Below are 19,935 nucleotides of genomic sequence, written 5' to 3'. Positions count from 1 at the left end.
CCAACCCCGATCAGACGATCGAGGCCGGGGATGTCAACATATCTGGCGTTGACTTTTGGCACGCTGTTGAGTTCTCAAGGAACGGACACTTCCTTCGAGCCGCCTTCCAGCGGGCCCTCCGGGCGCTTCGTTCTTTCGTGTTTCCAGCTTATCAGATGTTTTCCGCTCCGTTTTCCGGAGTTTCATTCATCGGATTCGCTTTCCGCCTTGCCACCCCGGTCTCCCGCGGCGACTCCGGAACTGTACGGGGACGGACCCGCCACATGCAAATCGCCTCCACCCGGGCTCCCGGGCGGAGGCGATGCCGACGTGACCAGCCGACGCGATCAGCGGACCTCGGTGATCTCCGGGCCGCGCGCGAACGGGTCGAGTGCGGTGCCGCCGAAGCGGTTCTCGCCCTCGCCGGCGGCGGCAGCAGCCCCACCACCGTCGGCGACCATCTGGGCGTCCTCGGGGAGCTTCAGCACGATCGGGTCGCGGGGCGCCATCGGGCTCTCACCGCGCACGACCACGGTCTGGCGGAAGACCTGCTCGAGGATTCCGGCCATCTCCGGCTGCACGGCGGCCTGGCCCGAGATCACACCGCGCAGGAACCAGCGCGGGCCGTCGCAGCCGACGAAGCGCACCAGCTGCACACCCTGGGTGCCGTCCGGGAGCTGCACCGGGACCTGGGCACGGAGGTGCCAGCCGAGCGGGCCCTCCTCCTCGTCCACGATGCCGCCCTGGGAGGTGATGCCGTTGGCGATCTCCTCCCGGACCTCGCCCCAGATGCCCTCCGACTTCGGGGCCGCGAAGGCCTGGAGCTGGATGGCGCTGTTGCCGAGGACGAGGGTGGCGGCGACGATCGCGTCACCGGCGACCTCGACGCGCAGCTCCATGCCCTCGACACCGGGGACCAACAGGCCCCCGAGGTCGACCCGGCCCTCCTCGGGGTTCTCGAGCTCCGAGTGGTCCCACGGACCGTCCGGCCGCGGGGCCGGCGGCAGGCCGACCCGGTCGGCCGGATCCAGTTCGGTCACGTTCTCGCTCTCGGCGGAACCTTCGACGTCATCGGCCGTCTCGTCGGCGCTGATGGCGTCGTCGGCGAGCTGCTCGACAGCGTCCTCGCTCTTCTGGCGACGACGGAACACGGTCACTGTCCTTCCCGGTCCAAGACCGATGCGAATACCTGCTCGGCTTCCTGCGAGGCCGCGGGAATGCTAGACCGCGGCGTGGCCACCGGTCGACCCGAACCCACCCTCGGCACGTGCCGACCCAGGCAGCTCGGCCACCTCGTGGAAGCGGGCCTTCTCGACCTGCTGGATGACCAGCTGGGCGATCCGGTCCCCTCGGCGGAAGCTGACCCCCTCGCGCGGGTCCAGATTGACGACGATCACCTTGATCTCTCCACGGTACCCGGCATCGACCGTCCCCGGGGCGTTCACGAGGGCAACTCCGCAACGAGCTGCGAGCCCGGAGCGGGGGTGGACGAAGGCCGCGTAGCCGTCCGGGAGTGCGATGGCGATGCCGGTCGGGAGCACCGCCCGCTCGCCGGGGGCCAGTTCGGCGTCGACGGCGGTGCGCAGATCGGCACCGGCGTCCCCGGGCTGCGCGTACGCGGGCAGCGGCAGCTCGGGGTCGATGCGCCTGATCAGGACGTCCAGCGGCGGGCGGGGGGTCTCGCTCAAGGGTTCACCTCAAAGGCTCGTGCGCGCTTCATCAGATCCGGGTCGTCGAGGACCTTCTCGATGTCCTCGGACCGACCGTGCGTGGTGAAGTGTTCCAGCTTCACCTGGATGAAGAGCGCCTGAGCCCGTACGGCGACCGGTCCGTCCGGGCCGCCGATCCGGGCCTCGGCGGCGCTGTAGATCTTGCGGCCGTGCACGCCGGTGATCCAGGCGCGCAGGTGCAGCAGCGAGTCGACGGGCACCGGGCGCAGGAAGTCGGTCTCCAGCCGGCCGGTCACCGCGGGGGCGTGCAGCAGCCAGTTGAGCGTGCCGAGGGTCTCGTCCATCGCCGTCGTCAGCACGCCGCCGTGGGCCAGCCCGGGGCCGCCCTGGTGGACGTCCCGGACGGTGAACTCGGCGGTGACGTCGAGCCCTTCGCCGGCGACCGCGTCGATCCGCAGGCCGCCGGGGTGCTGCGGGCCGCATCCGAAGCAGTGCTCGTAGTGGGAGCCGAGCCGGGTGCCGGGGGCGGGCGCCTCGGGGGCGCGCGGCGGCAGCACGGCGTCCGGCGGCGGGGTGGTGGGGGTGGTCGAAGGGGCCGGCGGCAGGGCTGGCGCCGACCGTCCGGTGGGGGTGGTGGGGGGCGTCGTACCGGTCACGCCGACCCAGCCTACTCAGGGGTAGCAAGGCCCTTCGTGGGGGTGGCGTCCCGTCCCGGGCATCAGGGCGCCCACAATGGACGGCATGTACGACGAACGCCTCACCGTGCCGCGCTCCTGGTGGCTGCTCCCGGTCGCAGTCGGGCTCACCCTCGCGCTGATCCTGATCCGGGTCAGTGGCCCGGCCGCGCTGATCGGCCTGGTGGTCGGCATCGCCGCCGGCGCGGTGGCGATCAGCAGCTACGGCTCGGCCCGGATCCGCGTGGTCCAGGGCTCGCTGGTGGCGGGCCCGGCCCGGATCCCGGTGGAGGCGCTGGGCGCCGCGCACGCGCTGAGCCCCGCCGAGGCCACCGCCTGGCGCGGCCCGAAGGCCGACCCGCGCGCCTTCATGCTGCTGCGCAGTTACGTCCCCACCGCGCTGCGGGTCGAGGTCGACGACCCGGCCGACCCGACGCCCTACCTCTACCTGTCGACCCGCTCGCCGATGAAGCTGGCCGACGCGCTGGAGGAGGCCCGGCGCGGCGCCCGTACGTAGGCGTCCCGCCCGGGCACGGCGAGGCCGGGAAGCCGAGAGGCCCAGGAGTACGAGGCCCGGGACCACGAAGCCCGGAAAACCGAGAGGGACGGTTCCGCTGCTGCGGGACCGTCCCTACGACTTTGTCCTGGTCGACGCCCTGCTTGCCGGTGCTGTACCGGTCGGGGCCTTGGGTGCCCTTGCGCCGCCGAACGACTCCGTCCTCCAGGTCCCGTCCTTGTGGACGGGCCGCGGACCTGCCGTCCGGCCCCGCTGCCCGGGGCCGGAAGGGGCGTTGTGCCGGTCCCGCGGTAGCCGCGGGCACCGGGCGCTGTCCGCTACGGCGCTCAGGCGCCGCAGTCCCGGCAGATCGGGTTGCCGTTCTTCTCGCTGTACAGCTGACTGCGGTGGTGGACCAGGAAGCAGCTCATGCAGGTGAACTCGTCGGCCTGCTTCGGCAGCACGCGGACCGCCAGCTCCTCGCCCGAGAGGTCGGCACCGGGGAGCTCCATGCCCTCGGCAGCCTCGAACTCGTCGACGTCGACCGAGCTGCCGCCCTTGTCGTTCCGCCGGGCCTTGAGTTCCTCGATGCTGTCTTCGTTGAGCTCGTCGTCAGTCTTGCGTGGGGTGTCGTAGTCCGTTGCCATTGTTCGCTCTCCCCCTCCGGGTTTGTGCGGTGTGTGCGGTATCTCCAGCGCACGTAACGCATGGGAGGTCGGTCTTGTGCCCGACCCGAGGCGGAGATTTTGCCTTACTTCAAGCCCTGTTACTCAATCGACACTCAGCCAGGGCTCCGTTGGGGTGATCCCGCAGGGGGCGGAAGGCCTCACGCTGGGCCATCTCCGACCCGTCGCGAGCCCTGCCGACCCGCGACGCTCCGTGAGCGAAGCCCGTCCTGCTGTCCGCCGAATCCCTTGCCCACCAGGGACACCGTCCAATCCTGCGGTCCGCCCGCAGGCCGGATTCCGGTCACGGAGCGCGATCGGCACCCCCGACCGGGTGATCACTCTCCGGCGTTGCCCGACACCCTGGAGCGACACGGTGTGAGCTTGGTCACGTTCAGAATCTTCCGGGCAAATTACGGAAAATCCACCCACTCCGACCTTTCGGCAACGGCCTGCCGCAGGTGCTAGCCGGCGCTGCGGTTGGCCGCCCGGCGTGCCAGGATCGCCGCCTGGCGCTCCTCGAACTTGCGCGCCTGCGCGTCCAGCCCGTCCAGGAACACGCCCAGCTCGTTCTGGGCGACCATGCCCTCCGGACCGAGGCCGTCGATCTCCATCACGCGCAGCTTGCGCAGCACCGGCTGCAGCACGTCGTCGTGGTGGATGCGCAGGTTGTACACCCCGCCGAGGGCGATCTGGGCGGCGGCGCGCTCGAAGCCGGGGATGCCGTGGCCGGGCATCCGGAAGTTGGTGACCACGTCGGCGATGGCGCGCATGGCCTGGTCGGGGGCGATCTCCAGGGCGGCCTTCAGCAGGTTCCGGTAGAAGACCATGTGCAGGTTCTCGTCGTTGGCGATCTTCGCCAGCAGCTGCTCACACAGCGGGTCCCCGGCGTGGCGGCCGGTGTTGCGGTGCGAGATGCGGGTGGCCAGCTCCTGGAAGGCCACGTAGGCGACCGAGTGCAGCATGCTGTGCGCGTTGTCGGACTCGAAGCCCTCGGACATGTGGTTCATCCGGGCCCGCTCCAGCTCCACCGGGTCGACGGCCCGGGTGGCGAGCAGGAAGTCGCGAATGGCTATGCCGTGCCGGCCCTCCTCGGCGGTCCAGCGGTGCACCCAGGTGCCCCAGGCGCCCTCGCGGCCGAACATGGTCGCGATCTCGTGGTGGTAGCTGGGGAGGTTGTCCTCGGTCAGCAGGTTCACCACCAGCGACACCCGGCCGAGCGGGGTCACCTGGGACTGTTCGAGACTCCAGGCCTCGCCGCCCAGCACGCCGTCGAAGTCCCGGCCCTGGCTCCACGGGACGAACTCGTGCGGCATCCACTCCTTGGCGACGCCCAGGTGGCGGTCGAGCTCCTTCTCCACGACCTCCTCGAGGGCGAGGATCAGCCGCGTGTCGGTCCAGCCGCTCGATCCGAGCGAGGTGCTGCTCTGCACAGGGGCGATGGTCACGGTCTTGCTCCTGGGGGACGGGCACGCGCGGGACGGGCGCGTTGGGCGGGCAGACGTCGTACGGAGCCGTCGGCGGGGCGCACCGACGGGCGCACTTACGGTTGCGTAGGTTACGACACCGTAAGTTGCCCGGGGTGGAAATGACAAGCCGCCCCCGCCAGGCCTTATGTCGTCTTGACAGGCCCGACGGGAGCGGCGGGAAAGGGTCGCCCACGGAACGCGCACCCCCGGAGGGCACCCGGCGGCGCTCCAGGGGCCCGGCAAGGGCGCCACAGCGGCGCGCGGGCCCGCTACGGCGTGGGAATGCGCACCCGCATGGTGAGGCCGCCCCCGGCCCGCGGCGTGGCCTCCACGGTGCCGCCGTGGGCGCGCACCACCGAGCGGACGATGGACAGGCCCAGCCCGACCCCCTTGTCGCTGCGGGTGCGGTCCGCGCCCTTGACCCGGCGGAACGGCTCGAAGATGTGCTCCAGCTCGTACCCGGGCACCACCGGGCCGGTGTTGGAGACCACCAGCTCGCCGCCGCCCGGCACCGCGGCGGTGGCCAGCTCGACCCAGCCGCCCGGGGTGTTGTAGCGGACGGCGTTCTGCAGCAGGTTGAGCGCGAGCCGCTCCAGCAGCACGCCGTTGCCCGCGACCACGGCCGGATCGAGCTTCGAGCGCAGCTCCACCTCGCGCTTGTCGGCCTCGCCCCTGGTCTGCTCCAGTGCCCGGGTGGCCACCTCGGACAGCTCCACCGGCCGGCGGTCGGTCAGCTCGTTCTCGCTGCGGGCGAGCAGCAGCAGGCCCTCGACCAGCTGCTCGCTGCGCTCGTTGGTGGCCAGCAGGGTCTTGCCGAGCTGCTGGAGGTCTGGCGAGGCGGCCGGGTCGGAGAGCTGGACCTCCAGCAGGGTGCGGTTGATCGCCAGCGGGGTGCGCAGCTCGTGCGAGGCGTTGGCGACGAAGCGGCGCTGGGAGTCGAAGGAGCGGTCCAGCCGGTCCAGCATGTCGTCGAAGGTGTCGGCGAGTTCCTTGAGCTCGTCGTCCGGGCCGTCCAGTTCGATCCGGCGGTGCAGGTCGGAGGAGGCAACGTCGCGGGCGGTGCGGGTGATCCGGCCGAGCGGGCGCAGCACCCGGCCGGCCATCGCGTAGCCGGCCGCGAAGGCGATCACGGCGAGGCAGACCAGCACGGTGAGCAGCTTGCGCAGCAGGGTGTTGAGTGCCGCGGCGGCCTGGATGGACTTGTTGTCGTTCAGCCACTGGTCCAAGGCGGACTGGCTGGTGATGGTGAAGCCGTCCGGCGTCTTGACCTGGATGCCCTGGCCGTTGAGCACCAGGTGCGGCTGGCCGACCTCCTGGAGCGCCTGCTGGACGAAGAAGTACATCACCAGCAGCAGGACCACGCCGGCCATTAGGAACATCCCGCCGTAGAGCAGGGTGAGCCGCATCCGGATGGTCGGGCGGAAAGGCAGCCAGGCGAGCAGGCCGTCCCCGGGGACGTAGGTCTCGTGCTGGTTCGGGCGGCCCTGGCGCGGCGGGTGCACGGGCTTGGGCGGTACGGCACGCGGGCCGCCGGCGGGCGCGCCGGAGGGCCCGCCGGCCGGGGGCGGGGTGGTCATGATGGTCCTCTCGGGGCGTCCGCTTCGGGCGGGCGCGGGTTTGCGGGGAGTCCTCGGGGGCGAACTGCCCGGGTCAGATCCGGTAGCCGGAACCTGGCACGGTGACGATCACCGGCGGGTCGCCGAGCTTGCGGCGCAGCGTCATCACGGTGACGCGCACCACGTTGGTGAACGGGTCGGTGTGCTCGTCCCAGGCCTTCTCCAGCAGCTGCTCGGCGGAGACGACGGCGCCGCCGGCCCGCATCAGCACCTCCAGGACGGCGAACTCCTTGGGGGCGAGCTGGACGGTGCGTCCCTCGCGGATCACCTCGCGGCGGCCGGGGTCGAGCGAGATTCCGGCCCGCTCGAGCACCGGTGGCAGCGGGATGGTGGCGCGGCGGCCGAGGGCCCGGACGCGGGCGACGAGTTCGCTGAAGGCGAACGGCTTGGGAAGGTAGTCGTCCGCGCCGATCTCCAGGCCCTCGACCCGGTCGCTGATGTCGCCGGAGGCGGTCAGCATGATGACGCGGGTGGCCAGGCCCTGTTCGACCACCTTGCGGCACACGTCGTCGCCGTGCACCAGCGGCAGGTCGCGGTCCAGGACGACCACGTCGTAGTCGTTGACCGCGATGCGCTGGAGCGCGGCCTCCCCGTCGTACACCACGTCGACGGCCATCGCCTCGCGGCGCAGGCCGGTCGCGACGGCCTCGGCAAGCAGCTGCTCGTCCTCGACGACGAGAACCCGCACGGTCGTAGTCCCTTCTCCAGGCCGGCCCCGGAAGCGGACGCACGGCTCCGACGGTGCCTCCATCCTGCCTGGTCCTGCGGTAAAGCAGCGATAAGCTGCCGTGAGGGCAAGGGTCGTGACCCCGCGAGCGACCCGCGAATGAGCCCGGAGCGACCCGCGAATGACCCGCGAGCGATCCCGCGACGGTGACCGTTCGCACCGGGAACGCTCCGTTTGGACTGTGACACCGGCAAATTTCTTCCGGTCCGAGGTTTCCCCGGTCTCCCGGCGGGGAGGACAGCTGCACACCCGCGATCTGGCCGATGGCTGATCGCACCCACCCGCCGTGCGTTCATCCGCGCCGGCCCTGGGGCTGGGACGTCACCGGGAGCGGCCGCAGGCCGTCTCCGCGCCCGACCGGAGATCCACCACCTGCCGGCCCGGACGCTTTCGCTGGCTGGACCTCCTCGGGGCGGAGAACGTACGACCGTGCACGTCCGACACAGTAAGGGGGCCCGTATGGACGCCTTCAAGGCCGGAATCCTGCAGCGCATAGCCAACGCCGAGCAGGACCTGCACCGCGCGATCGAGGCCGGGGACGAGTTCCTCGCCGAGGTGGAGCAGTCCGAGCTGGACGACCTGCGTCGTCTGGCCGCCGAGCACGGTGTGGACACCGTGCTGGACCGCCACCGCACCGCCGCCTGACCCGTCGCCGGTCCTCCGGTACCTGCGGCCCTACGGGGGCCGTGCGAAAACCCAAGCCCTGGCGCCGCCCGTGTGCCAGGGCTCTTCGCATGTCCGGAGGGTCTTCGCGTCCGGGGCCCCGGCGGGTGGCCGGTCAGTCCGCCCAGGCGCGCAGTGCGGCCAGCCGCTCCTGCAGGGGCTCGTACACGCCGGGCGCGGCGGCCACGGTCAGCTCGCCGTCCGGGCCCTGCCCGGGGCGGCCGCCGACCAGGGCGCCGGCCTCGGTGGTGATCAGGCAGCCGGCCGCGCGGTCCCAGGGGGCGAGGCCGCGCTCGTAGTAGCCGTCCAGCCGCCCGGCGGCCACGTCGCACAGGTCCACCGCGGCCGCCCCGGCCCGGCGGACGTCCCGCACCTCGGGCATCAGGGCGAGCAGCACCTCGGCCTGGCGGACCCGCACCGACTGGACGTAGTTGAAGCCGGTGCCGATCAGCGCCTGGCCCCAGGGCGGGGCCGGGCGGGTGGCGATCGGACGGCCGTCGAGCCGCGCGCCGCGGCCGAGGACGGCGTGGAACAGCTCGCCGCGGGCCGGCGCGAAGACGACCCCGACGACGGCCCGGCCATCCAGCTCGGCCGCCACGCTGACCGCCCAGGAGGGCAGCCCGTACAGGTAGTTGACAGTGCCGTCGAGCGGGTCGACCACCCAGCGCACGCCGCTGGTGCCGGGGCGCTCGGCGCCCTCCTCGCCGAGGTAGCCGTCCTCGGGGCGGCGGTCGGCGATCAGCTCCAGGACGAGCTTCTCGGAGGCGAGGTCCATCTCGGTGACCACGTCGACCGGGCTGCTCTTGGTGCCGGCCACCCCGAGGTCCGCGGGGCGGCCGTCGCGCAGCAGGGCGCCGGCCTGCCGGGCCGCGTCCAGGGCGACGTCGAGCAGGTCGTCGAGGAGCCGGTCGTCGGGCTGGGCGGGGGTGATCACGGGATTCTCCTCCGGTGAGGGGTCAGCGCTCGGCGGCGGCCGGGCGGGGGGCGCGCGGGTTGAGGCAGCAGGCGACCGCGCACACGTCGTGGCTCGGGCCGAGGGCGCCCAGGGCGCAGCGGGCCACGGGCTCGCCGCGTTCGGTGGCGGCCCGTTCCAGGACCAGCTCGCGCACGGCGGCGGTGAATCGCGGGTCGACGCCGACGGTGGCGGCCCGGGCCACCGGCAGGCCGAGCTCGGCGGCCGTGGCGACGGCCTCGGTGTCGAGGTCGTACTTGACCTCCATGTGGTCCGAGACGAAGCCGATCGGCACCATCACCACGGCCAGCGCGCCATCGGCGTGCTGGGCCTCCAGGTGGTCGCAGATGTCGGGTTCCAGCCACGGGATGTGCGGGGCGCCGCTGCGGCTCTGGAACACCAGCTGCCACGGCCGGTCGGCCACGCCGGTGCGCTCGGCGACGGCCGCGGCGATCAGCCCGGCCACGTCCAGGTGCTGGGCGACGTAGGCGCCGCCGGGGGTGCCGCGGGCCGGGTCGTCCGGGGCGCCGGAGGTCTCGGCCATCGCGTCGGGGATGGAGTGGGTGGTGAACGCCAGTCGGGCGCCGGGGCGGACGGTCGCGGGAAGCTGCTCCAGGGCGGCCAGGGTGGCGTCGATCATCGGCTCGACGAAGCCCGGGTGGTTGTAGAAGTGCCGCAGCTTGTCGACGGTCAGTGCCGGGCGGCCCTCCTCGGCGAGGGTGGCGAGCGCGTCGGCCAGGTTCTCGCGGTACTGGCGGCAGCCCGAGTAGCCGGCGTAGGCGCTGGTGGCCAGCACGGCGATCCGGTGGTGGCCGTCGGCGGCCATCTCCCGCAGGGTGTCGACCAGGTAGGGCGCCCAGTTCCGGTTGCCCCAGTAGACCGGCAGGTCCAGGCCGTGTTCGGCGAAGTCCTTGCGCAGGGCGGCGAGCAGCTCGCGGTTCTGGGCGTTGATCGGGCTGACGCCGCCGAACATGAAGTAGTGCTTGCCCACCTCCTTCAGGCGTTCCTTGGGGATGCCGCGGCCGCGGGTGACGTTCTCCAGGAACGGGACGACGTCCTCGGGGGCCTCGGGCCCGCCGAAGGAGAGCAGCAGCAGGGCGTCGTACGGGGCGGCGCCGGAGGGAGCGGGTTTGCGCGCGTCGGACATGGCACCGATCCTGCCACTGAGGGGCCGGGGCCCGGCGCCGGGGCCGCGCAGGTGCCCGGAAAATACCGTTTGCCAACGTACGTAAGCTGTGTTCGCCCCCCTGGTTCCTTACCCCTTCCGTCCGGAGCTCCCGTGCTGTCCAGCTACCGCCGAATATTCGCCTCCCCCGGCACCCTGGCCTTCTCCTCCACCGGGTTCATCGCCCGGCTGCCGATATCGATGACCGGCATCGGCATCGTGACGATGCTCTCCGAGCAGCGGGGGTCGTTCGGGGTCGCGGGCGCGGTCTCGGCGACGCTGGCGATCGCCGCCGGGGCACTCGGACCGGCGGTGTCCTGGCTGGTCGACCGCTACGGGCAGCGCCGCGTCGCCCTCCCCTCCGCCGCGCTCGCGGTCGCCGCCGCCATCGGACTCCTGCTCTGCGCGCACTTCGGCGCCCCTTCCTGGACGCTGTTCCTGTTCGCCGTCGGCATGGGCGTGATGCCCAGTGCCGGCGCCATGGTCCGCGCCCGCTGGGCCCACCTGTACCGCGACGACGCCGCCAAGCTGCACACCGCGTACTCCTTCGAGGCGGTGGTCGACGAGTTCTGCTTCATGGTCGGGCCGATCCTCGCCGTCATCCTCGCCACCAACGTCCTCCCCGAGTCCGGGGTGATCGCCGCCGTCGTCGCCCTCGCGGTCGGCATCCTCCTGTTCACCGCCCAGCGCCGCACCGAACCCCCGGTCCATCCGGCCGCGACCCGCGGCGGCGGCAGCGCCATCGTCAACGGCGGCCTGGTCGTCCTGGTGCTCACCTTCATCGCCACCGGCGCGATCTTCGGCTCGGTCGAGATCGTCACCGTCGCCTTCTCCAAGGCCCAGGGCCACGAGGGCCTGGCCGGCACCGTCCTCGCCGTCTGGGCGCTCGGCTCCGGCCTGGCCGGCATGGTCTACGGCGCGCTCAAGCCCAAGGGCGCGCTGTCCACCCGGTTCTTCGTCGGCGTCGTGATGATGGCGCTCAGCATGATCCCCGTCCTGATCGTCGCCTCGACCGTGCACGGCCTCGGCGGGCTGCTCGGCGCCGGCGCCGCCCTGCTCCTCGCCGGCCTCGCCATCTCCCCCACGCTGATCTCCGCGATGGCCCTCGTCGAGCGGCTCGTCCCGGCCGCCCAGCTCACCGAGGGCATGGCCTGGACCACCACCGGACTGGCCATCGGCGTCGCCTTCGGCTCCTCCGCCGGCGGCTGGGTGGTCGACGCCTCCGGCGCCGCCGCCGGCTACTGGGTACCGCTGACCGCCGGCGTGCTCGGCGTGGTCACCGCGCTCGCCGGACTGGGCCGCCTGCGGGCCGGACTCGCCGCCGAGGAGGCCGCCGAAGCGGCCGCACGACCCGTAGACGTCGAACGGTGAACTGACTACTCTCGCCCTACCCGTGGCCCTACCCGCGGGTAGGGCCTGCCTCCGGGGTTCCGTCGGCGGGCCGATCCGGACCGCGCCGATCCGTTCGGCCACGGAGCAGGAGGCAGCGCATGCCCCAGGCCAGTACCGCGACCCCCGCCCGGTGGACCAACTGGGCCGGGAACCAGAGCGCCCTCCCGGCCCGGACCGCCACGCCCGGCACCGCGGAGGAACTGGCCAAGGAGATCCTGCGCGCCGCCGAGCAGGGCCGCACCGTCAAGGCCGTTGGCTCCGGCCACTCCTTCACCGCGATCGCCTCGGCCGGCGACGGCCTGCTCGTCCGCCCGCACGCGCTCACCGCCGTCCGCGAGATCGACCGCACGGCCGGCACCATCACCGTCGAGTCCGGCCTGCCGCTGAACCGCCTCAACCGGATCCTCGCCGCCGAGGGCCTCTCGCTCACCAACATGGGCGACATCGAGGTCCAGACCGTCGCGGGCGCCACCAGCACCGGCACCCACGGCACCGGCCGGGACTCCGGATCGCTCGCCGCCCAGATCCGCGCGCTGGAGATCGTCCTCGCCGACGGCACCGTCCAACGCTGCTCCCCCACCGAGAACCCCCGGCTCTTCCAGGGCGCCCGGCTCGGCCTCGGCGCGCTCGGCGTCATCACCGCACTCACCTTCGGCGTCGAACCGGCCTTCCTGCTCACCGCCCACGAGCAGCCGATGACCTTCGACGAGGTGCTGGAGCGCCTCGACGACCTCACCGCCGTCAACGAGCACTTCGAGTTCTACTGGTTCCCGCACACCGACCGGTGCTCCACCAAGCGCAACAACCGCAGCCTGGGGCCGGCCGCCCCGCTGCCCCGGTTCAAGGAGTGGCTGGAGGACGACTTCCTCTCCAACACCGTCTGGGAGGCCGCCTGCCGAATCGGCCGCCGCTTCCCCGGCGCCATCCCCTCGATCGCCGCCCTGGCCAGCCGCGCCTGGTCCGAGCGCAGCTACACCGACACGGCGTACCGGGTGTTCACCAGCCCGCGCAAGGTCCGCTTCGTGGAGATGGAGTACGCCGTCCCGCGTGCGGCCGTCGCCGGGGTGCTGCGCGAACTGAAGGCCCTGGTCGAACGCTCCGGCTGGAGGGTCAGCTTCCCGGTCGAGGTGCGCTTCGCCCCCGCCGACGACCTCTGGCTCTCCACCGCCTCCGGCCGCGACACCGCCTACATCGCCGTCCACCTCTACCGGGGCACCGCCGACCAGGGCTACTTCACCGGGGTCGAGCAGCTGATGACCGCCCATCAGGGCCGCCCCCACTGGGGCAAGCTGCACACCCGCGACGCCGAGTACCTGGCCGGCGTCTACCCGCACTTCGGGGACTTCACCGCGCTGCGCGACGAGGTCGACCCCCAGCGTGTCTTCGGCAACGACTACCTGCGACGGGTGCTGGGGGCCTGAGGGCGTCAACCGGCGATCAGTTCGCGGGCGTCCCGCCGGACGGCGGCGGGGCCACCGTCGCGTTCGCCGGGGCGTCGGTCGGTGCGGGCGGCTGCGGCGTGGTCCCACCGGTGGGCTTCCCGCCACCGCCCGCCGACGGGGAGGAGCCGGCCGAGGGGCTGGCGCTCGGACCGGCCGAGGGCGAGGCGCTGCCGCCGGTGCCGCCGCTGGGGGTGGTGCTCGGGGTGGCGCTGGGCTCCCGGCTCGGCCGGGTCGTGTCCGGAGCCGAGGCCCCGCCCGAGGGTGCGGTCTGCGAGCCCTGCCCGCCGCCACCGGAGGGCTGCCGGTCCGCCGGGTCGTCCCGCCGCGTCGAGTCCTTGGAGGTCACCGTGCCGCCGAAGGACGTCCCGTCGCCGGACTGGCCCTTCACCGTCGCCGACACCGGCTGACCGGTGGCGAGCTCGAACGCCACGATCGGCGTCATCGCCAGCAGGAACACCAGCCCGGACACCGCCGCGTAGGTCCGCCAGCTCCACCGCCGGCGCGCCCGCACCACCTGGGGCTCGTTCCACTCCGCGGTGATCACCGACGGCCCGGCCGGCTGCTCCGCCGGCTGTTCCAGTGGACGCCCCGCCGGACGCCCCGCAGAACGGTCCGGCTCGAGCGGCACCTGCCGCAGCGTGTTGACGGTTCGGCCCGGCCCACGGTCCACCGCCCCGCGCAGCTGTTCACCGGTCCGTCTGAACACGTGCTGGAACACCGCGCCGCCGGTGGTCGCCCCGACACTCACCACGGCGGCGCCCATGATCGTGCCGTAGACCCCGAGTTCGGAGGCGAGCAGCGCACCCACCACCGTGGCCAGCGCACTCGCCACGACCTGAGCCACACTCAGGTCGATCCGCTTGCGGTCCTCCTTGGCGCCCTCCTCGGCGGGGCTCAGCTCCGACATCGACATCCCTCGGTCCGTACGACTGTTCTTCGAACAAGTCACTCCATCTTGCCCAAAGAAGGACACAAGGGGCGAAAATGCGGTTCTCCGCTCCCGGATTGTGTGAAGATGATCACCGTTCATCCGGTGGCAGTCCGCCATTGGGGGTGCGCGCTCTTGAGATTCCCGTGAATCGCGGGAGACTTGAGCGGCGAGCCGCCCCTTCGGATGCCACGAATGGAGTACTGTTCGTAAAGCCCGAGCCTTGGGTCGACTTGTCGACTGTGCCTACACCGGCAGCCTGACGAAGAGCCACGGGGCGGGCACGCACGGCGACGCCGGTCCCGGATCGTCGCGATCACTGCGCGTGCGAGGACGGCCGGGACACCCAGGCGCGACGTCGACGGATGACGTGGCAAAAAGGCAACCGTGCCACAGTGGTGTGCCCGGGCGGACGCCCGACACGCCGGGGAACTCAGCAAGGTTGTGGCCAGTCGCGAGCGGGCAGGCCACACTCAGTACGGGAGCAGCGACGCAGGTGACGTCGGCAGGCACCACCCGGGAGGTAACCGTGCCCGAACTGCGGGTTGTGGCCGTCAGCAACGACGGCACACGGCTGGTGCTCAAGGCTGCCGACAGCACGGAGTACACCCTTCCCATCGACGAGCGGCTGCGCGCCGCCATCCGTGGCGACCGGCCGCGCCTCGGCCAGATCGAGATCGAGGTCGAGAGCCATCTGCGGCCCCGTGACATCCAGGCGCGGATACGAGCCGGTGCCTCCGCCGAGGAGGTCGCCCAGGCCGCCGGGATCTCCGTCGACCGCGTCCGCCGCTTCGAGGGGCCGGTCCTCGCCGAGCGCGCCTTCATGGCCGAGCGCGCCCGCAAGACCGCCATCCGCCGCAACGGCGAGTCCCCCGGGCCCCAGCTCGGCGACGCCGTGGCCGAGCGGCTCACGCTGCGCGGCGCCGAGAAGGACACCGAGCGCTGGGACTCCTGGCGGCGTGACGACGGCACCTGGGAGGTCATCCTCGCCTACCGGGCCGATGGCGAGGGCCGCAGCGCGTCCTGGACGTACGACCCGCCCCGGCGCCTGGTCCAGCCCAACGACGACGAGGCCCGCGCGCTGATCGGCGAATCCGTCGAGCGCGAGGAGGACTCGGTCTTCCCGTTCATCCCGCGGATCGCCCGGCTCCCCCAGGACCGGCCGCCCCGCCCGATGATCGACCGGCCCGCCGCCGACCGCATCATGTCGGCCCGCGAGGTTCGGGAGGCCCGGGAGGCGCGGGAGGCCACCGCCGAAACCCGGGACTCGCTGACCAGCCTGCTCGACGTGGTCCCCGCGTTCCGCGGCGACCTCGCCGTCGGCGGCCCCGCCCCGATCGAACCGGTGCCCGCCGAGGTCGCCGAGGAGAGCGAGGAGCCGGCCGCGGCCGCCGCCCCGGCGGTCGGCGCGGGATCGGCGTACGCCGACATCCTGATGCCGCGCGCCGTCGCCCCGCACCGCGAGCGCCTGGTGGGCACCACCGACCGGCAGGCCGAGGCGGACGGCGTCCGGCCCGGCCGCCGGGCGACCGTGCCCAGCTGGGACGAGATCGTCTTCGGCAGTCGGCGCAAGAAGCAGGAGTAGCACCGACCTGGCACGTCGAAGGGGCGGGAGGCCTGGCCTCCCGCCCCTTCGACGTGTCCTGTCCGGATCAGCCGGGCTGGTCGGTCACCGCCACCGGGCGGTCCCCGTCGCTCGACCACTCGCTCCACGAGCCCGGGTACAGCGTGGCGTCCAGGCCCGCCACCTCCAGCGCCAGGATCTGGTGCGCCGCCGTCACGCCCGAGCCGCAGTACACCGCGGTCTTCCGCTCTCCCGCGCCCAGCGCCCGGAACCGCGCCGCCAGTTCGGCCGCCGGGCGGAACCGCCCGTCCGGGCGCACGTTCTCGGTGGTCGGCGCCGACACCGCGCCCGGGATGTGCCCGGCCCGCGGGTCCACCGGCTCGGTCTCGCCCCGGTAGCGCTCCCCCGACCGGGCGTCCAGCAGCAGACCGTCGCGCGCCCAGGCCGCGGCCCCGTCCGCGTCCACCGTCGGCAGCCGGCCCGGCGCGGGCTTGAAGTCGCCCTCCACCGGCTCCGGCGGCTCCGCCGTCACCGGCAGCCCGGCCGCCTGCCAGGCCGCGAAGCCGCCGTCCAGCACCCGGACCTCCCGGTGCCCCGCCCAGCGCAGCAGCCACCAGGCCCGGGCCGCGGCCATCGACGCCGCACCGTCGTACACCACGACCGGGCGACCGGCGCTCACCCCGAAGCCGCGCATCGCGGCGCCGAACTCCTCCACGTCCGGCAGCGGGTGGCGTCCGCCCCGACCGGGGGCGCCGGGCGGGGCCGCGAGATCCCGGTCCAGCTCGACGAAGTGGGCACCGGGCAGGTGCCCCGCCCGGTACTCCTCGGCCGCGGTCGGGCCGCCCGGTGCGGCACCGACCAGTTGGTAGCGCACGTCCAGCAGCACCGGCGGGCGCGCGGAGGCGAGCGCCTCCCGCAGCTCGGCCGCGGAGATCAGCGGGGAACCGTCGTTGTGGATGGTCATGCCGGTCATTGTCGCGCAACACGCCCGAACCACGGCTCTTTGTGCGCTCTTTGCCGGATTTTCCGCGCGGCCCGAGGGTTGGGCGCGCGCCAGAGTGGAAGCATCACCCTCGCACGCGAGGATCTCCGTGCGTCAAGCACCCACGAGGAGGCCCGCATTGCCCGCGGTGGAACTCCGACTGGCCCAGGGCACGCCCTGCTGGGTCAGCCTGCTGACCGACGACCTGCCCGGCGCCCGCGCCTTCTACGGCGAACTGCTCGGCTGGACGTACACCCCCGGGCCGGGCCAACTCGGCGCGTACGTCCGGGCCGAGCTCGACGGGGAGCCCGTCGCAGGCCTGGGTGTCTCCACCGCCACCGGCTTCCCGGTGCAGTGGACCACCTACTTCGCCGTGGACGACGCCGACCGCACCACCCAGCTGGTGCGCGAGTGCGGCGGCACCGTCGCCGTCGGGCCGCTGCAGGCCGAGCGCGCCGGGCGGATGGCGATCGCCTCGGACGTCTCCGGCGCCGTCTTCGGCCTCTGGCAGGGCGAGGAGCACCTCGGCCGGGAGGCCGGGACGAAACCGGGCGGCCCCGCCTGGGCCGAGCTGCTCACCCCGGACGCGGACGGCGCCGCGGTCTTCTACGCCGCCGTGCTCGACCGCCCGGTCCGGGCCGCCGAGGGCGAGTCCGCGCTGCTGGTGCGCGGGCGCCCGGTCGCGGGCATCCGCCACCGCGCCGACCTGCGCGGCCACCCGCCGCGCTGGCGCACCCACTTCGCCGTCCGCGATGTGGCCCTGACCGCTCGTCACACCGTCGAGCTCGGCGGCCGCGTCCTGGTCGAACCGCACGAGACCGTCCGCGGCCGGGCCGCCCGGCTGGCCGACCCGCAGGGCGGGCACTTCTCCGTCCTGGAGGTCAGCCCTTAGCGGTGCGGCGGGACGGTGGTACGCAGTCGGTGGTGCGGCGGTGCGGCTTCAGAAGTGCGGCTTCAGAGGTGCGGCTGGTCCTCGAAGGGCAGCACGTCCGGGGAGAGCACCGACGCCCGGGCGGTCGCGGCGGTCAACCGGCGGCGGTGGTGCCGACGGCACAGCACCTCGTAGCCGACCTCGTCCTCCTTCACCGAGATGTCGCCGATCACCACCTGGGCGCCCTCGACCACCATCACCCCGCCGACCGTCCGGGCGTTGTGGGTCGCCCGCGCGCCGCACCAGCACAGGGCCTCGACCTGGAGAACCTCCACCCGGTCGGCCAGCTCGATGAGCCGCTGCGAACCCGGGAACAGCCGGGTGCGGAAGTCGGTGGCGATGCCGAAGGTGAAGACGTCGATGCCCAGCTCGTCCACCACCCGGGCCAGTTGGTCGACCTGCTCGGTGGCGAAGAACTGCGCCTCGTCGCAGATCAGGTAGTCCACCCGGCCGCCCGCCGAGAGCCGCTGCACCACGTGCGCATGGAAGTCGAAGTCGTCCGTCACCTCGACCGCCTCGGCGCGCAGACCCAGGCGGCTGGAGATGGTCGCCGCACCCGCACGGTCGTTGCGGGTCAGGATGACGCCCTGGCGACCGCGCGCGGTGTGGTTGTGGTCCATCTGCAGTGCCAGCGTCGACTTGCCGCAGTCCATCGTGCCCGAGAAGAACACCAGTTCAGCCATGGGTGGAGCAAAGGCCTTTCACGTCAAGGGGTTTCGGGCGCAGACAGGTCAACGGTCCGACTCAGGCGCGGAGTTCGAGCAGCGGCACGAACTGCTCGACCGGGGTCATCGAGCCGTGCAGGCCGATCATCGCGGACTCCCCGGGCTCGTTCCGGGAGGCGGTGATGGCGATGTCGTCGCGGGCCGCAGCGACCACGTCGCCGATCCGCCGGTACACCCGCTCGTCCACGGTCGGGCCGAACCAGCCCGCCGCGATCGCCTGGTCCCGGGTGGCCACCCACATCCGGTCTCCCAGCACCTCGCTCCAGACGGCGTGCACGTCGGCCGCGGCGCCCGGTACGGCGTACACGTGCCGGGCCCGGCCCTCGCCGCCGAGCAGGGCGACACCGGCGCCGAGCTCCCAGTCCTCGTCGAAGTCGATCCGGTCCTCCGGCGCAATGTCGATCATGCCGTGGTCCGCGGTCACGTACATCACCGAGCGCGGCGGCAACTGCTCGGCCAGACGGCGGGCCAGCCGGTCCACCGCGTCCAGCGTCATCCGCCACTCGTCGGAGTCCACGCCGAAGCGGTGGCCCGCGCCGTCCAGCTCGCTGACGTAGGTGTACACCAGCGCCCGGTCGTGCTCGGCCAGCCAGGCGGCGGCCAGGTCCATCCGCTCCTCGCCCGTGGTGCGGCCGAGGAAGGTCCCGCCGGAGAGCGCCACCCTGGTCAGCGGGGTCTGAGCGAACAGCGGGGAGGACACTTGGGCGGTCGCCACGCCGGCCCGCTCGGTGAGTTCGAAGACCGTCGGGTACGGCTGCCAGACCTGCGGGTCGGTGTGCGGCTGCCAGCGCAGCTGGTTCATCAGGTAGTCCGCGCCCGGCACCGCCACCGTGTACCCGGCCAGTCCGTGCAGGCCCGGCGGGGTGCCGGTGCCGACCGAGGCCAGCGAGGTGGCGGTGGTGGAGGGGAAGCCCGCGGTCAGCGGACGGCCGGAGCCGCCCAGCGAGCTGCCCGCCAGCGAGGACAGGAACGGCGCGTACTCGGGGTGGCGCAGCAGCAGCTCCCAGCCGAGGCCGTCGACCAGGAACACCACCGCCCGGTCGGCCGGGGCGATCGGCAGCGTCGCGGTGAACCCCGGGACGCCCAGACCCGCCGCCACCGAGGGCAGCAGGTCGCAGAGCGAGCCGCTGCCGTACGGGGGCGCGGGGGCGGCGGCCGGGTCGAGGATCTCGAAGGCGTCGTAGCCGTCGGAGGGTGCGAAGGACATGGAACCGGATTCGTAGCGGTCGGAAGCGGCGGACTCGGCCGGGGTCAACCCCGCGGGCCGTTGTTGATCGTCGCGTCGGACAGCGCCCGGGCGAACAGCAGCGCCTGGGCCACCGTCTCCGGGCCGTCGCCGGCCTCACTCACCCGCAGCGAGAGGTCGTCGGCCGTCGCCGAACCGGTGTAGCCGTGGTCGGCCTCACAGTTCGGGTCCGAGCAGCCGGCCGGCTCCAGGTCGAGGCGCTGCACCGCGCCCCACCCGATCGTCAGCACCACCTCGCGGGGCAGCGTCCCCGGGGTGTACGTCTCCGGGTTGGCGACCATCCGGCTCAGCACGACCGAGCCGATCCGGTCCAGCCGGACGCTCTCCGTCGACGTCGTCGCGAACGGCACGGCGGGGCTGCCCGCGTCGCCCGACTGCTCGTCGGTGTGGCTCACCACGAATCGGGTCGGAGTCAGCACCAGCACCGTCACGTGACGGCGCACCTCGTTGGAGTCGAAGGTCGTCTCCTGGTGGACCAGGTACGAGCTGATCGGCTCCGGGCCCACCGCGGCCTCCACCGCCTCGGACACCAGGGCCGGGTAGTAGCCGCTGCGCTCGATCGCCGAGCGCAGGTCCTGAGTGGTGGTGGTACCGGTCTTCGCCATAACTCCATCCTGGCATGGTCCGCCGACGAAGCGGGCGGCGCGGC

General features: G+C 73.0%; 20 protein-coding genes. 6 read left to right on the top strand and 14 right to left on the bottom strand.

Annotation, left to right across the window (positions count from 1 at the left end; translation table 11 throughout):
• Positions 1-326: 326 nt before the first annotated feature.
• From ACZ4WV_RS20925 to ACZ4WV_RS20915, 3 genes are all read right to left on the bottom strand, one after another.
• Positions 327-1,130 (bottom strand): DUF3710 domain-containing protein, encoded by an 804-nt coding sequence (locus ACZ4WV_RS20925; RefSeq protein ID WP_465748795.1) that lies wholly within the window; start codon positions 1,128-1,130, stop codon positions 327-329.
• Positions 1,131-1,199: 69 nt separating this feature from the next.
• Entirely contained in the window at positions 1,200-1,667 is a 468-nt protein-coding gene (gene dut, locus ACZ4WV_RS20920; RefSeq protein ID WP_465748793.1) for a dUTP diphosphatase, read from the bottom strand.
• On the bottom strand, positions 1,664-2,254 hold the full coding sequence (locus ACZ4WV_RS20915; RefSeq protein WP_465748805.1) for a PaaI family thioesterase: 591 nt from the start codon (positions 2,252-2,254) through the stop codon (positions 1,664-1,666). Before ACZ4WV_RS20915 ends, dut begins: the two co-directional genes overlap by 4 nt.
• 136 nt (positions 2,255-2,390) lie before the next feature.
• Between ACZ4WV_RS20915 and ACZ4WV_RS20910 the strand changes: the two genes are divergently transcribed.
• The gene (locus ACZ4WV_RS20910; protein WP_465748791.1) at positions 2,391-2,840 is read left to right on the top strand and encodes a DUF3093 domain-containing protein; all 450 of its coding nucleotides are present in this window, start codon (positions 2,391-2,393) and stop codon (positions 2,838-2,840) included.
• Positions 2,841-3,166: 326 nt separating this feature from the next.
• Here ACZ4WV_RS20910 and ACZ4WV_RS20905 read toward each other — a convergent pair whose 3' ends face one another.
• The 4 genes from ACZ4WV_RS20905 to ACZ4WV_RS20890 all read right to left on the bottom strand — a co-directional run bounded on the left by ACZ4WV_RS20905 (position 3,167) and on the right by ACZ4WV_RS20890 (position 7,257).
• Entirely contained in the window at positions 3,167-3,466 is a 300-nt protein-coding gene (locus ACZ4WV_RS20905) for a DUF4193 domain-containing protein (RefSeq protein ID WP_350745462.1), read from the bottom strand.
• A 482-nt stretch (positions 3,467-3,948) separates the two neighbouring features.
• Positions 3,949-4,932, bottom strand: coding sequence for an acyl-ACP desaturase (locus ACZ4WV_RS20900; RefSeq protein WP_465748789.1), 984 nt, complete (start codon positions 4,930-4,932; stop codon positions 3,949-3,951).
• A gap of 290 nt (positions 4,933-5,222) precedes the next feature.
• Positions 5,223-6,530, bottom strand: coding sequence for a sensor histidine kinase (locus ACZ4WV_RS20895; protein ID WP_465748788.1), 1,308 nt, complete (start codon positions 6,528-6,530; stop codon positions 5,223-5,225).
• A gap of 73 nt (positions 6,531-6,603) precedes the next feature.
• A complete protein-coding gene (locus ACZ4WV_RS20890) occupies positions 6,604-7,257 on the bottom strand; it encodes a response regulator transcription factor (protein ID WP_030285473.1) in 654 nt (217 codons plus the stop codon).
• A 498-nt stretch (positions 7,258-7,755) separates the two neighbouring features.
• Here ACZ4WV_RS20890 and ACZ4WV_RS20885 point away from each other — a divergent pair, with 498 nt between their 5' ends.
• Positions 7,756-7,941, top strand: coding sequence for a hypothetical protein (locus ACZ4WV_RS20885; protein ID WP_030285471.1), 186 nt, complete (start codon positions 7,756-7,758; stop codon positions 7,939-7,941).
• A 133-nt stretch (positions 7,942-8,074) separates the two neighbouring features.
• Here ACZ4WV_RS20885 and ACZ4WV_RS20880 read toward each other — a convergent pair whose 3' ends face one another.
• The gene (locus ACZ4WV_RS20880) at positions 8,075-8,893 is read right to left on the bottom strand and encodes an inositol monophosphatase family protein (RefSeq protein WP_465748786.1); all 819 of its coding nucleotides are present in this window, start codon (positions 8,891-8,893) and stop codon (positions 8,075-8,077) included.
• A 22-nt stretch (positions 8,894-8,915) separates the two neighbouring features.
• Positions 8,916-10,058, bottom strand: coding sequence for a ferrochelatase (locus ACZ4WV_RS20875; protein WP_465748784.1), 1,143 nt, complete (start codon positions 10,056-10,058; stop codon positions 8,916-8,918).
• A 132-nt stretch (positions 10,059-10,190) separates the two neighbouring features.
• Between ACZ4WV_RS20875 and ACZ4WV_RS20870 the strand changes: the two genes are divergently transcribed.
• Both ACZ4WV_RS20870 and ACZ4WV_RS20865 read left to right on the top strand, forming a co-directional pair.
• The gene (locus tag ACZ4WV_RS20870) at positions 10,191-11,447 is read left to right on the top strand and encodes an MFS transporter (protein WP_465748782.1); all 1,257 of its coding nucleotides are present in this window, start codon (positions 10,191-10,193) and stop codon (positions 11,445-11,447) included.
• 119 nt (positions 11,448-11,566) lie between these two features.
• Complete coding sequence (locus ACZ4WV_RS20865) at positions 11,567-12,889, top strand: D-arabinono-1,4-lactone oxidase (protein ID WP_465748780.1); 1,323 nt, start codon at positions 11,567-11,569, stop codon at positions 12,887-12,889.
• Between the two features lie 16 nt (positions 12,890-12,905).
• Here ACZ4WV_RS20865 and ACZ4WV_RS20860 read toward each other — a convergent pair whose 3' ends face one another.
• Positions 12,906-13,817 carry a hypothetical protein gene (locus ACZ4WV_RS20860; RefSeq protein ID WP_465748778.1) on the bottom strand — a complete coding sequence of 304 codons (912 nt, stop codon included), beginning with the start codon at positions 13,815-13,817 and terminating at the stop codon, positions 12,906-12,908.
• Positions 13,818-14,334: 517 nt separating this feature from the next.
• On the opposite strand from ACZ4WV_RS20860, the gene sepH reads away from it, so the two are divergent.
• Positions 14,335-15,423, top strand: coding sequence for a septation protein SepH (gene sepH / locus ACZ4WV_RS20855; protein WP_465748776.1), 1,089 nt, complete (start codon positions 14,335-14,337; stop codon positions 15,421-15,423).
• 67 nt (positions 15,424-15,490) lie between these two features.
• On the opposite strand, the gene ACZ4WV_RS20850 is transcribed toward sepH, so the two are convergent.
• The gene (locus ACZ4WV_RS20850) at positions 15,491-16,366 is read right to left on the bottom strand and encodes a sulfurtransferase (protein WP_465748772.1); all 876 of its coding nucleotides are present in this window, start codon (positions 16,364-16,366) and stop codon (positions 15,491-15,493) included.
• Between the two features lie 166 nt (positions 16,367-16,532).
• On the opposite strand from ACZ4WV_RS20850, the gene ACZ4WV_RS20845 reads away from it, so the two are divergent.
• Positions 16,533-17,276, top strand: coding sequence for a VOC family protein (locus tag ACZ4WV_RS20845; protein WP_465748803.1), 744 nt, complete (start codon positions 16,533-16,535; stop codon positions 17,274-17,276).
• A 62-nt stretch (positions 17,277-17,338) separates the two neighbouring features.
• Here the strand turns inward: ACZ4WV_RS20845 and ACZ4WV_RS20840 are convergent, their stop codons facing one another.
• The 3 genes from ACZ4WV_RS20840 to ACZ4WV_RS20830 form a co-directional block, all read right to left on the bottom strand.
• Entirely contained in the window at positions 17,339-17,998 is a 660-nt protein-coding gene (locus ACZ4WV_RS20840; RefSeq protein WP_465748769.1) for a thymidine kinase, read from the bottom strand.
• Between the two features lie 61 nt (positions 17,999-18,059).
• Complete coding sequence (locus tag ACZ4WV_RS20835) at positions 18,060-19,247, bottom strand: alkaline phosphatase family protein (RefSeq protein ID WP_465748767.1); 1,188 nt, start codon at positions 19,245-19,247, stop codon at positions 18,060-18,062.
• Positions 19,248-19,291: 44 nt separating this feature from the next.
• On the bottom strand, positions 19,292-19,891 hold the full coding sequence (locus ACZ4WV_RS20830) for a DUF5998 family protein (protein WP_465748765.1): 600 nt from the start codon (positions 19,889-19,891) through the stop codon (positions 19,292-19,294).
• Positions 19,892-19,935: the final 44 nt, after the last annotated feature.

This window comes from Kitasatospora sp. NPDC029312 (assembly GCF_055569215.1).
This window is presented reverse-complemented; position numbering and strand designations above follow the sequence as displayed.